Source organism: Ruegeria sp. CDSB113, assembly GCF_059611045.1.
The window spans coordinates 119029-132099 of record NZ_JBXWOU010000009.1; the positions used below are offsets into that span (position 1 = coordinate 119029).

The 13071-nt window shown below is 55.6% G+C and carries 12 protein-coding genes; 8 read left to right on the plus strand and 4 right to left on the minus strand.

The features are described from left to right. Positions 1 to 60 precede the first annotated feature (60 nt). Both AC2FIS_RS15985 and AC2FIS_RS15990 read left to right on the plus strand, forming a co-directional pair. Positions 61 to 762 (plus strand): helix-turn-helix transcriptional regulator, encoded by a 702-nt coding sequence (locus tag AC2FIS_RS15985; RefSeq protein ID WP_496774319.1) that lies wholly within the window; start codon positions 61 to 63, stop codon positions 760 to 762. 96 nt (positions 763 to 858) lie between these two features. Then, a complete protein-coding gene (locus AC2FIS_RS15990; RefSeq protein WP_496774320.1) occupies positions 859 to 1710 on the plus strand; it encodes an acyl-homoserine-lactone synthase in 852 nt (283 codons plus the stop codon). A gap of 96 nt (positions 1711 to 1806) precedes the next feature. On the opposite strand, the gene tig is transcribed toward AC2FIS_RS15990, so the two are convergent. From tig to AC2FIS_RS16005, 3 genes are all read right to left on the minus strand, one after another. Continuing rightward, entirely contained in the window at positions 1807 to 3138 is a 1332-nt protein-coding gene (gene tig, locus AC2FIS_RS15995) for a trigger factor (protein WP_282151585.1), read from the minus strand. Between the two features lie 183 nt (positions 3139 to 3321). Then, positions 3322 to 4446 (minus strand): porin, encoded by a 1125-nt coding sequence (locus AC2FIS_RS16000; RefSeq protein WP_496774321.1) that lies wholly within the window; start codon positions 4444 to 4446, stop codon positions 3322 to 3324. A gap of 301 nt (positions 4447 to 4747) precedes the next feature. Beyond that, positions 4748 to 6484 carry an NAD(P)H-hydrate dehydratase gene (locus tag AC2FIS_RS16005; RefSeq protein WP_496774322.1) on the minus strand — a complete coding sequence of 579 codons (1737 nt, stop codon included), beginning with the start codon at positions 6482 to 6484 and terminating at the stop codon, positions 4748 to 4750. 169 nt (positions 6485 to 6653) lie between these two features. Between AC2FIS_RS16005 and AC2FIS_RS16010 the strand changes: the two genes are divergently transcribed. The 5 genes from AC2FIS_RS16010 to AC2FIS_RS16030 all read left to right on the plus strand — a co-directional run bounded on the left by AC2FIS_RS16010 (position 6654) and on the right by AC2FIS_RS16030 (position 10821). After that, positions 6654 to 6992 carry a P-II family nitrogen regulator gene (locus AC2FIS_RS16010; RefSeq protein ID WP_282151514.1) on the plus strand — a complete coding sequence of 113 codons (339 nt, stop codon included), beginning with the start codon at positions 6654 to 6656 and terminating at the stop codon, positions 6990 to 6992. Positions 6993 to 7025: 33 nt separating this feature from the next. After that, on the plus strand, positions 7026 to 8432 hold the full coding sequence (glnA, locus tag AC2FIS_RS16015) for a type I glutamate--ammonia ligase (protein WP_058277498.1): 1407 nt from the start codon (positions 7026 to 7028) through the stop codon (positions 8430 to 8432). Positions 8433 to 8584: 152 nt separating this feature from the next. After that, positions 8585 to 8863, plus strand: coding sequence for a hypothetical protein (locus AC2FIS_RS16020; RefSeq protein ID WP_496774323.1), 279 nt, complete (start codon positions 8585 to 8587; stop codon positions 8861 to 8863). A 52-nt stretch (positions 8864 to 8915) separates the two neighbouring features. Beyond that, positions 8916 to 9710: a lytic murein transglycosylase gene (locus AC2FIS_RS16025; protein WP_496774324.1), complete on the plus strand. Its 795-nt coding sequence runs from the start codon at positions 8916 to 8918 to the stop codon at positions 9708 to 9710. A gap of 199 nt (positions 9711 to 9909) precedes the next feature. Then, on the plus strand, positions 9910 to 10821 hold the full coding sequence (locus tag AC2FIS_RS16030) for a hypothetical protein (protein ID WP_496774326.1): 912 nt from the start codon (positions 9910 to 9912) through the stop codon (positions 10819 to 10821). A gap of 36 nt (positions 10822 to 10857) precedes the next feature. Here AC2FIS_RS16030 and AC2FIS_RS16035 read toward each other — a convergent pair whose 3' ends face one another. Next, a complete protein-coding gene (locus AC2FIS_RS16035) occupies positions 10858 to 11601 on the minus strand; it encodes a heme-dependent oxidative N-demethylase family protein (RefSeq protein WP_496774327.1) in 744 nt (247 codons plus the stop codon). A gap of 123 nt (positions 11602 to 11724) precedes the next feature. Between AC2FIS_RS16035 and dddP the strand changes: the two genes are divergently transcribed. Beyond that, on the plus strand, positions 11725 to 13068 hold the full coding sequence (dddP, locus tag AC2FIS_RS16040; protein ID WP_496723468.1) for a dimethylsulfonioproprionate lyase DddP: 1344 nt from the start codon (positions 11725 to 11727) through the stop codon (positions 13066 to 13068). The last annotated feature ends 3 nt before the right edge of the window (positions 13069 to 13071 follow it).

Sequence of the window (13071 nt, forward strand, 5' to 3'; positions counted from 1 at the left end):
TGAAATGGACAGATTTGGCATGTCTTTGGGGAAAGATTTGCCGCCGCAAGGGTTGGACAGGTGAAACTAATAGACTTGGCCGCGATCGACCACGAGGAAAAGTCGGCAGCCGACATAATTAATGCTGTCTGCGATGAATTGGGTTTCGACTACGCGTCTTATGCCACTTTTAACCCTGTAAAGGGTGATGTTCAGGGATATGCCAACTTCCCAGACGAATGGAAGATTCACTACGGCAGCCAGGGATTTCACCATTTCGACCCGACCTTATATCAATCTGCGCTCAGCATCGCTCCGGTTGACTGGGGCAGATTTAATCGTGACGAAAAGTTCCATTCGGTTTTTCGAGATGCGCATGATTTTGGCATTTCGTCCCGTGGGTTAACAGTACCGGTACGGGGACCGTACGGGGAATGCGGCCTGCTGAATGTGACCCGAAATTGCTCGGATTCCGAGTGGGAGAAGTTGAAGAAACATGTGATGGGGGACCTGCAGATGGCTGCAGTTACGGCACATGATACTGTGATGCAGTCCGGTCTGCTGGCCAAAGCGCTGTATCTACCAGCCCTTTCGACCCGAGAGAAAGAGATCCTACAATGGGTCGCTGGCGGCAAATCTCAACAGGATATCGGCGATATTTTGTCAATTTCACACCGTACTGTCGAAGTTCACATGCGGTCCGGCCGTGAAAAACTGGGTGCATTGACAACTCCGCAAGCCATTGGAAGGGCTATCGGACTGGGCTTAATCGCCCCAGGATAATCAAAAAAGATAAAAAATACGGGAAACCCCCAATAGTCTTAGCTCAAATCTTAGTTAACGTCATCCTTACGGTAACCAGACTGTAGGGGGATGGAAATGATCATCGTAATTGATGGTATTAACCAGAATAAGTTTAAGCATGTCTTGGACGAGATGTACAAACTGCGTGCGCGCGTTTTTGGCGAGCGCCTTGGTTGGGATGTAAACATTGTCGATGGGCGCGAACGCGACCACTTTGACGACCTTCATCCAGCACATGTAGTTAGCATCAACGACGATGGGGACGTTGTTGGATGCATGAGACTACTGCAAACGACCGGGCCGCACATGCTTTCCGACGTTTTTTATTCAATCCTGGACGGCGAACCGCCGATCCGCAGCGCGCAGGTCTGGGAAGCAACCCGGTTTTGCGTTGACACCAAAAAGCTTGGGCGAGGACGAGGGGAAAACTCGGTATCCTATGTCACCAGCGAGATCATGATCGGCTCGTTCGAATATGCCAAGATGGCCGGCGTATTGGACTCGATTGCCGTGATTGACCCTGTGATGAACCGCGTCCTGCAAAGATCCGGCAACGCGCCTTACGATTATCTTGGAACTGCCAAGCCAATGGGCAAGGTTGTGGCCATGGCCGCCCTTATGGACTGTTCGGATGAACGGATCTCGGGTGTTCGGGACTATGCAGGCATTGAACACGATGTCTTCCTGACCGAAGAACAGGCGCTGGAGCTGTTTGAGGGCACAAATGCCAAGCAAGGTGCCGCAAACTACGACCACCAGCCGCTGACTCAGTTGGAAAAGTACTTTGTCGAACAGATGAGTTCGGCAACATCGAAAGCCGAAGTCGAGTCAGTACTGAAGCTGATCGAGGCGCTTTCAGACCGCTTTACGCCAGAGCAGAAGACCGCTCTGTTAAGAACCCCCCGTGCTTTTGCTCATGAGGCCTGACCCCCTCACCTCATAAGTTAAAGCCACCCAAGCGGAGCCGTCTTTTTTCAGACGGCTCCGTATTTTTTTACGCCCATTGGGATGGGCGGACGAGGATTACTCCTCGTCCAGTGCCTCAACGGCTTTCTGCAGATCGTCTTTGCTGACTTCTTTGTCCGCGACCTGAGCCAGTTCAAAAACATAGTCGATGACTTTGTCTTCGAAGATCGGCGCGCGTAGCTGTTGCTGCATCTGAGCATTCTGCTGCACGAACTCAAAGAACTGACGTTCCTGACCCGGGTACTGACGTGCCTGGTTCATGATCGCCTGGGTCATCTCGGAATCGGTGACCTCAACCTCGGCCTTCTGGCCCAGTTCAGCCAACAGCAGGCCCAGACGCACGCGGCGTTCGGCCAGCTTGTTGTGCTCATCTGTGGGCTCGATCTCGGCGTGGTCGTGGCCTTCCACTTCCGGGTTTTCCTCGTGCCACAGCTGATGTGCGATCTGCTTGGCTTCGGCTTCAACCAGCGACGGAGGCAGATCGAACGAGACCTTCTCGTCCAGCGCGTCCAGCAGGCCACGCTTCATGACCGCGCGCGATGCACCGGAATATTCCGCTTCCAGACGCTCGGCGATTTGACCTTTCAGCGCGGCCAGATCTTCTGCGCCGAACTTGGTCGCCAGCTCGTCGTTTACTTCTGCAGCAACGGGTTCTTTCACCTCTTTGATGGTGCAGGTGAATACGGCGTCTTTGCCGGCCAGATGCTCTGCGCCGTATTCCTCGGGGAAGGAAACGTTGACGTCTTTGACTTCTTCGGCCTTCACGCCAACCAGCTGCTCTTCAAAGCCGGGGATGAAGCTGTTGGAACCCAGAACCAGCGGGTAATCTTCAGCCGAACCGCCTTCGAACTCTTCACCGTCAACCTTGCCAACAAAGTCGATCACAACCTGATCGCCGTCCTTGGCTTTAGAACCCTTGCGGCGCGCTTTGAAGTCCTGCGCGGTTTCGGCCAGGCTGTTCAGCGCTTCTTCGATGGCTGCGTCGTCCGCTTTGACAACCAGCTTTTCCAGCTCAACCGATTTCAGGTCAACTTCGGGGATCGCAGGCAGTGCCTCATAGGACATTGCGACCTCGACGTCGTCGCCTTCTTTCCAGTCTTCGTTGGTCATTTTGACCTCGGGCTGAAGTGCAGGACGCTCGCCGCTGTCTTCAAAATGCTGGTTCATTGCACCATCGATGCTTTCCTGCATCGCTTCGCCCAACAGGCGCTGACCGAACTGCTTTTTCAGCAGTGCCATCGGCACTTTGCCTTTGCGGAAACCCTTCATTTCGACTTCCGGCTGCGCTTCGACCAGTTTCTCGTTAACTTTGTCGTCCAGCTCGGCCGCGGATACGATGATATTGTAGCCGCGTTTCAGACCTTCGTTCAGCGTCTCGGTAACCTGCATTATGGTAGTCCCCATAGGATTCGGGGCGCGCAAAACGGCGCGCCGGGCAAATTTGACGCCTTCTATTTGCCCAGCCGCTTACGTGCAAGAGGCAATGGCCAGATCAGCCTTGTTTTGCCGCCGATTTGAACAAAAAAACGCCCCAGCCAAACTGGGGCGCCGTTAGTTTACGGGGAAACGTCGTCAGAACTTCCAGAGCGCACCCAGTACCCAGGCTTCGTTCTTGTCAAAGTCGACCGTGTCGTCGAAATCGTGGTTACGGTATTTCAGGTAGGCGTCTGTGTTGATCGCGTCGATCCGCTGGACAACGGCAATACCCCAGGACTTGGTGCTGGACCCCTGATTTTCGAAATCGGAACCGTCGAAATAGTCGATACCAACGCCAGTTTTACCCCAGGACACCCAATCCCCTTCATAAGCAAGTTTAGTGTACCAATAGTCCGGGTCGCTGGCGCCGGTAGAGGTATCGTCCCGCGTGCCGAGGGCTGCAGTAAAGCTGAACCCGCTGGGCAACAGGACCGACGCGGACCCAATGGTATCTTTGCGTTCGCCGGGTTGGCCGTCGAAATCCCTTACTGCGTAGGCAATGGTCGCTGAGAACTCGACACCGTTGGTGAAGGTGTTCCGGTACTTGACCGCGAGATCGTAATAATCGTCGTCGTCGCTGCTGGACAGGATGTTCTGACCATAAGCAATCGCCGCTGAGAAGCCGTTGAAATCGGGTGTGTCATACCGCACCCTGCCCCGGCGCGCGCCATCAAAGTTGCTGGCCGAGTCGCCAACGGTGATGCCGCTCAGGATACCGTCTGCTCCCCGGTAGAAAAACGCGCCGTTTTCATCATTTGTGAATGAATACAGAGCCGTCCCGACGTAGGACAAGTCAGTCTCGGCGGCCCCGTCCGAGGCCATACTGCCCTGACCGGCAGAGAACTTTCCGTATCCACCTTTGAGCGAGAAATCGACGTGGCGGATATCTTCACGGCTCCAACCGTTGGTGTTGGTACCATCCTGGTTGGCTGTCCCGGTACTTGGCAGACCCAGACCGGTTTCGAACCGGAACATGAACTCATTGCTGCCATAGGGTTGCATGACGCGCAAACCTACGCGGCTGTTGGAAAGGTCATTGTCCAGCAACCGGGTCTCGGTCTCCTGGCCGTCATCGACCGATACGATCACTGGATCGAGCTGACCGTACAGCACCACATAACCGCCGCTGTTGTTTTCGTACTTCAATTCAGCTGCGGCGGGGATCACCGTGGTCATCGCCAGAACAGCGGCAACCGATGGGAGTTTCAAATTCACTGTCATTTTATTCACCTTGAACGTTTCGTTTGTGGGAACCGCCAAAAGAAAAACCGATGTGACGGACCACTCCGCAAGGAACCGAGTTAGTCGCGTTTAGGATTTCTGCCTTACGGCTCAAATCGGCAGAAAGTAAATTTTAATCATATCAAAGATTTGGCCACCAAGTCTTCGTAGGCAGGAAAATCTAGGTACAAGTCTGCCACTCTGTCTGATGTCTTTCAAAAGGAATGACATGCACTGATGCGTATACGTGCGGCCATTTCTTGCCGAACGCTAAAAAAAGCGGCTAATTTCCGCCCATGCGTCATTTGGCCAGATGCCGAAAGACCGCGGGTAGTTGCTCAGGCAGATCCTCGGCAATCAACCCGGGGCCGAAATGGCGCGCACATTCCACATGCAGCCACGCACCCATTTCCGCTGCCTGCATCGGAGCGAACCCACGCGCCAGCAACCCGGTGATAAACCCGGCGAGCACATCGCCAGAGCCAGCCGTCGCCAACCACGGTGCCGAACGCTCATAATGGGCCGAGTTAATCGCGCAGCGCCCATCTGGCGCGGCAATCACCGTGTCCGGCCCCTTGAACAGAACCACACACCCTGCCCGCTTGGCCGCCTCACGCGCTGCGTCGACCTTGGAATAGGCCGGGCCTTTGGTGGGAACTGCCTTGAGCTTTTCAGATATATCAGGGAACAGCCGTGCGAACTCTCCACCATGCGGTGTAAGAACGCAGTTTTCGTGCAATCGAGAGAACAACAATGCCGGATCATCCGCAAAAGCCGTCAGTGCGTCGGCATCCAAAACCGTTGCACGCTTTGCCTCAAGGGCAGCGGGCACCAATTCCCGCGCACGCTCCAATCCCAGACCAGGTCCAAGACAAAGCGCATTCAACCGCTCATCTTTGAGAACATCGGACAACCCGTCGCCCCCCTCAACCCGTTGCAACATGATTGCCATAACCTGCGCCGCAGCTTCCATCTGTGCGGACGGAGGAACACCCAATGTCACCAACCCGGCCCCAATCCGCAAAGCACCCCGCGCTGCCAATCGCGCCGCGCCGGTCTTGCCCGAACCGCCTGATAAGATGAAGGCATGGCCATGGGAATACTTGTGTTGCCATTTGAATTTGGGCAAGCGATAGAGCGGCAAACCACCCCATGTTCGCTCGTCCTTCACGCGGCCAGGTGCCTCGGCAAGGGTTAGAAAAGCAGGTCGGCTCGCCCTGCGAAGAGGCTTGGGGCCTAATGTGAACGCACTGTCGTATGGTTCACCGTTAAAGCGGCAACGCTGCGTGGAAATACCGATGTCTTTAACAACGAGCTTGCCACACAAATCCGGCCCTTGCGCCAGAAAATGCCCGGGCTTTGGGCTGTCGAAACAAACTGTCAACCAAGCAAAACGGTCATGTAAAGCGCGCGCGCCGCCCGCGGGAGCAACCTTCTTTCGCATCTCTGCGGGCACACCGTCCAGAAATTCGCGAGGCCATAGGTTCAATGGCTCTTGATGCAACACCCGCCCGCTGTCCAAACACAAACCAGATGGGGCATCTATGCTGACTAGGCAGTCGGTGTAATGGTCCCCATTCACACCAGAAAGATGCCGAACGACCTTGAACAGTTCACCGTCCAAGCCGCGTTTCAGTCCCGTCCCAAACAGAGCGTCAACGTAAAGATCGGCAAAACCACCTTTACGCATGTTCTTTTCAGTCAGCGGTACAACATCCCCCAACTCCTGCCACCGGTCATAGTTCACTTGCGCATCAGCTGGCAGCTTGTCGGCGTCCCCATACAGAATAACCTCGACTTCCCAGCCCCACTCTTTCAACAGGCGCGCAACGACGAACCCATCACCACCATTATTGCCGGGACCGCACAAAACCACGGCAGCGCCAGACGTTTTCGACAGTTCAGGCCATTCCTCAAAAATCGCCTCGACAACCCCGCGACCGGCGCGCTCCATCAGTTCCAGACCGGTCACCTGACCGGACTCAATCGCCGCTGTTTCAATTGCTCGCATCTGCGCCGCTGTTAGCAATTCCGTCATCTCAAATCCTCTGGCGATTCAGTTTCGCTTACTTTTTGTGCAAGTTGATCAAAAATTGACCCGACGCCCATTTTCTCAGCGCCCGGCTCGGACCGATATCGCAATCACATTGCCGCCCGAATTTAGACGTGGTCAGTGCCAAACTGACAAGAGTTAACAGGAGCCCGGAATGAAGAAGATCGAAGCGATCATCAAGCCGTTCAAACTCGATGAGGTTAAAGAGGCGCTGCAGGATGTCGGCGTCCAGGGTCTCAGCGTGATCGAGGTTAAGGGCTTTGGCCGTCAGAAGGGCCACACTGAATTGTATCGCGGCGCGGAATACGTCGTCGATTTCCTGCCCAAGGTGAAGGTCGAAGTCGTGCTGGACGATGATCAGGTTGACGCAGCTATCGACGCCATCGTCTCGGCAGCGAAAACCGACAAGATCGGCGACGGCAAGATTTTTGTCTCGCCCGTTGAACAAGCCATTCGCATCCGGACCGGGGAAACCGGCCCGGAAGCACTGTAACAGAACAAACTCAAAGCAGAGGAATATTAAGTTATGAGCAAGGACGCAGTTCTTCAGCTGATCAAAGACGAGGACGCCGAGTACGTCGACGTTCGCTTCACTGATCCCCGCGGCAAGCTTCAGCACGTCACGCTGATGGCCGACCAGGTTGACGAGGACTTCCTGGAAGAAGGCTTCATGTTCGACGGTTCGTCCATCGCGGGCTGGAAGTCGATCGAAGCATCCGACATGAAACTGATGGTCGACACCAACAGCGCATATGTCGATCCGTTCTACGCGGAAAAAACCATCTGTGTGCACTGCTCGGTTGTTGAGCCCGACACCGGCGAAGCCTATGAGCGTGACCCGCGCGGCACCGCTCAGAAAGCCGAAGCCTATCTGAAAGCATCGGGTATCGGTGATGTGGCCTATATGGGCCCTGAAGCGGAATTCTTCCTGTTCGATGATGTTCGTTTTTCGAACAGTATCAACAAAGTATCCTACGAAGTTGATGCAACCGATGCGTCGTGGAACACTGACACCGAATACGAGATGGGCAACATGGGCCATCGTCCGGGCGTCAAGGGCGGCTACTTCCCGGTTAACCCGATCGACGAAGCGCAGGACCTGCGTTCAGAAATGCTGTCGACCATGAAGCGTCTGGGCATGAAGGTCGACAAGCACCACCACGAAGTGGCGTCGTGTCAGCACGAGTTGGGTCTGATCTTTGACAGCCTGACCAAACAGGCCGACGAGCTGCAGAAATACAAGTACATCATCCACAACGTCGCGCACGCTTACGGCAAATCGGCCACCTTTATGCCAAAGCCCATCGCAGGTGACAACGGCACCGGCATGCACGTGAACATGTCGATCTGGAAAGACGGCAAGCCGCTGTTTGCAGGCGACAAATACGCTGATCTGTCGGATGAGGCATTGTACTTCATCGGTGGCATCCTGAAGCACGCCAAAACGTTGAACGCCTTCACCAACCCGGCGACCAACAGCTACAAGCGTCTGATCCCAGGCTTTGAGGCCCCCGTTCTGCGCGCCTATTCGGCCCGTAACCGTTCGGGTTGCGTCCGTATTCCGTGGACTGAAAGCCCGAAAGCCAAGCGCGTTGAGGCTCGTTTCCCCGATCCGGCCGCAAACCCCTACCTGGCGTTTGCCGCTCTGCTGATGGCCGGTCTGGACGGCATCAAAAACAAGATCGATCCGGGCGAAGCCATGGACAAGAACCTGTACGATCTGCCTGCCGAAGAACTGGCCGATATCCCGACCGTCTGCGGCAGCTTGCGCGAAGCTCTGGAAGCTCTGGCATCGGATCACGACTTCCTGCTGCAGGGTGACGTGTTCACCAAGGACCAGATCGACGGCTACATCGCACTGAAGATGGAAGAAGTCGAAACCTACGAGCACACCCCGCACCCGGTTGAATACGGCATGTACTACAGCTGCTAAGCTGCGGGTTAGCGAAAGATCAAACGGAAGGGCGTCCTTGTGGGCGCCCTTTTGTCGTTTCTCACCGTCACCCTCCAAGTACCTTGACTGAGGCGCAGGAACGTCAGAGCCTTTCTCTGACATATTAGCTTATGCATTTTTGGGAGAGAACGATGCGCCTGATGTTGAAATTCACAATACCAGTTGAAAAAGGCAATCAGGCAGAGCGGGACGGAACCCTTGGGCCAGCAATCGAAGCGCTGGTGAAAGATGTGAATGCCGAGGCCGCGTATTTCGCATTAGAGCATGGAAAACGCATGGGGATCGTCATCTTTGAGGAAAGTGATCAAGCGCGCATGCCAGCCATCAACGAACCGCTGTTCGCAGCTCTGGACGCCAATATTGAGATCCAGCCTGTCTTAACTTCTGAAGACCTACAGCGTGCTTTGTAGACCGCGTTCTACTTATTACCGGTTGTGCTTAAACCCATTGAAGGAAAAATTCATGCGATGCCTTGCCATTTCGTTTGTCATTGCCGTCACCCTGCCAGCAATCAGCGTCGCTGCTCCTTGCGGCAACACAAGTAGCGGCTTTGAGGTATGGAAAGCAGACTTTGCCAAGCAGGCGAAACGCGCGGGCGTCAAAAAGAAAGGATTGCAGGCACTGGCCCAATCCCAATACGCCACGCGAACCATTGCCGCGGACCGCAATCAAAAGAGCTTTAAATACTCGTTAGACAAGTTCATGCGCGTCCGAGGGGCAGACACCATCGTGGCGCAAGGGCGCAAACGCAAAGCGCGCAACCCACAATTCTATGCGGCACTCGAACGTCAATACGGCGTACCGGCCGGGGTGCTGATCGCCATTCACGGTATGGAAACCGGGTTCGGAAACTTCATGGGGGACAGTCAGGTTGTTTCCGCAATCACAACACTGGCCTACGACTGCCGCAGGTCCGAGTTTTTCATTCCTCACGCAATCGGAGCGCTGAAGCTGGTCGATCAAGGCAGCATTACGACAGCGACAAAAGGGGCAAAACATGGCGAACTTGGGCACACCCAGTTCCTGCCGGGCAATGCCATGCAATACGGGGTTGATGCCACCGGCGACGGTCAGGTCGACTTTTACAATATGACGGATGCATTGGCCTCAACCGCCAATTTTCTGCGTAAGAAGGGCTGGAAACTTGGTCGGGGCTATCAACAGGGTCAGCCCAACTTTGCTGTCATTCAACAGTGGAATGCCGCCTCGGTTTACCAACAGTCCATTGCAATAATGGCTGCCCGAATCGACGGTTGAAGCAGGCTTGGGATTCCGGCAGTTACACCCGATTTCGGCCACATTGTCGCCACAGACGTCAAAAGGCCCTTAAAATGCCTAGGTTTCCATAGCGTAATCAATCTGCCCGATTTCTCATTTTTTTCCATTTTTGCCCAAATCTGCCCCAGATCGCTTGCTAGATTGTTTCCAAACACAGGATGCGACAAAGGACAGCGCAGTGACTCCGAAGCACAGCTATCACGGTGGTCTACAATTTAACGGTAAGACCGAAAACGCGGTCGAGCGGTTCAGCGACATCGTTGCCAAGACCCTTGCGGACTATGGTCACCTGGTCGAGCGTAAGTCTCTGCAGAACGACACCGAAGCCAGCATTGTGTCCAGTCAGTATCTGGTGCGCCTGACGCTGGATACTAAGGTCGCCGAAACCGAAGACCGGTTCGAGCGCCTCAACCGCGCCGCAGGTCTGAAGACAATCCAGAGACCCGTCGTCACCCTGCCGAATAACCGGCTGACGATCACTGTGACCCCGGTTTCCCCCCTATTGGATGACAGCGAAGTGTCCGAGCTGATGCTGGTCGTGATCCTTTACAGAATGGTTGACGTCTGCGCGACCCAGCGGGTCGAATGGCTGTCGCCCAATACCGTTCTGACCATCGAACAATTCATGAGCGCATTTGACACGCTGGCCCCAAGCAGGCCGCGTGACAGAAAACAGATTTTCGAGGCAGTGACAGGCCCGTTTGCCGGACTGAATGTCACTGACGCAGAAGACCTGGATAAGCCAGAAAAAAAGGCGCTGACCCCAGTAGCCCGGCCAATCCAGCTGTCGGATGAGCAGTTGCTCAGCATCGCTTTTCGGACAGAACCTATCGAGCAGCCTACCGATCGGGACGACACGCCCCCCCTCGTCCACGAGCAACCCAGCGATATCCTCCGACTGACCAGTTGGGGATTGACAGGTGCCGTGGCAAGCGTGTCCGTCCCGATTGCGGCCTCTTTGGCCGCTGTGAACCTGATAAGGGGCGAAGACTTCCGCCTGAACACTCAGGTGCTGGTATATTCGGTCGCGATCTCCGCTCTCAGCACAAGCGGGGCACTTGCGGGCGCTGCCAGCGCGCTGGGCATGTAGCCTGGTATGAAATGACCCTCCTTGGAGGCCCCGCCATCAGGCGGGGTTTTCCATTTTTGTCACCTGCTCTGCCGCTAGAACATATGTATGGATCGAGAAAACCACGGCCTGTGTCTCAGGCAGTCGCAACAGCGTCTGCCGCTCACTTCGCAGGAACCGCGCGTGTCCTGGCTTCTGCAGGGCCCGTCGGTCGTTTGCACTGCGGGGTTGATGCAGCTCGGCTTCCTCATACCACAGCGCATTGAACCGCCACAGAGGGCGTCCCGGTTGTATCCCGTCAAACAACCGCTGAACCCGCCGGGCGATGTCGGCGTTGTAGCTGTCAACAGGCAGATGGATGTCGATCAGGGGCCGCATGAATTTCTCGGACAAGCGCCAACTGGCAGGAAAACACAGGATGGCTCCGGTCAGAATATGTTCATCCCCCTGCTTTTGCAGGATGCAGAAATCTTCCTGCACCAATCGGCACAGTGTATCCAATGGCTGATCCGGATCGATCGTAACATCTGTCCCGTCCGGGCGAGCGACGTGATCTGTGCACTCGGGATAGACTTGGTTCAGGACAAGATCCAACAACTCCTGCGCAGCGGGTTTGGCGCCTGCATCCAACGCCAGAACATCCGAACGATGACTGACCAACAGGTCCTCGCGTCTTTGCATCTGGGCGGCAAACGCATCATCGCGGTGCAACCAGTTGTCCATTTTCGCCGGCTGAATGCCTGGTAATGGGCGCGGGGCCCGCGGGTCATATGGGATTGAAGTCTGAAGAATGGGCGTCATGAATTTGAAGTATCATCAGAATTTCCGCTTGTCGGTCAAAAAGCGACGAACGCACCGTCGCAAACCTTCAAGACGTCGGGAGATTGATTCTTCACGCTAAAAGAACAGGCAGGGAGACCCACCATGAACCGACACTACCGCGACAGCCGCAAGATCGACCCGACCAAAGGTGCGACCCTTGGTGATGGTACCCCGAATGAAAACGACCGGATTGAGATTGGCCCGACGCAGCTTGCGTTTTCAGAATGGGAAAAGGCCGGCCTTGCCCTGCCCGATCTGGCCCGGATGCGCGAACACCGGTGGAAACGACTGACGCAAGCCATTGTCGACCGCGGCTATGGCGGGCTGCTGATGTTCGACCCGCTGAACATTCGTTATGCCACCGACAGCACCAACATGCAGTTGTGGAACACGCACAATCCGTTCCGCGCGGTGTTGCTGTGCGCTGACGGCTACATGGTGATCTGGGACTATAAGAACTCTCCGTTCCTTTCCACGTTCAACCCGCTGGTGCGCGAACAGCGATCCGGCGCTGACCTTTTTTACTTTGACCGGGGCGACAAGGTGGATGTGGCAGCGGACGTGTTTTCAAACGAGGTGCGCGTTCTGATCGACGAACATGGTGGCGGCAACAAGCGCCTCGGCGTGGACAAGATCATGCTGCACGGCCTGCGTGCGCTTGAGGCGCAAGGGTTCGAGATCATGGAAGGCGAAGAGGCTACGGAAAAGACCCGCGCCATCAAAGGCCCGGACGAAATCCTGGCCATGCGCTGCGCCAACCATGCCTGCGAAACCGCTGTGGCGGAAATGGAGAAATTCGCGCGCGCCAATGTGGGTGACGGCAAAACCTCGGAAGACGACATTTGGGCGGTTCTGCATGCCGAAAACATCCGGCGTGGCGGCGAGTGGATTGAAACCCGTCTGCTGGCTTCCGGTCAGCGCACCAATCCTTGGTTTCAGGAATGCGGTCCCAGGATCACGCAACAAAATGAGATCATCGCCTTTGATACCGACCTGATCGGATCCTATGGCATCTGTATTGATATCTCGCGCACGTGGTGGATCGGGGACGAAAAGCCCCGGCCGGACATGGTGTACGCCATGCAGCACGCGCATGAGCATATCATGACCAACATGGAAATGTTGAAGCCCGGCGTGATGATCCCGGAACTGACAGCCAATGCACACAAGTTGGACGACAAGTTCCTGGCGCAGAAATATGGCTGCCTGATGCACGGCGTCGGCCTGTGCGATGAGTGGCCTCTGGTTGCCTACCCGGACAAGGCAGTGGCGGGCTCTTACGACTACGCGCTCGAGCCCGGCATGGTCCTGTGTGTCGAGGCTGCCGTTGGAGAGGTTGGCGGAGATTTCTCGATCAAGCTGGAGGATCAGGTTCTGATCACCGAAGACGGCTATGAGAACCTGACCACCTATCCCTTTGATCGGCAGCTCATGGGGCTGAGCTGACGT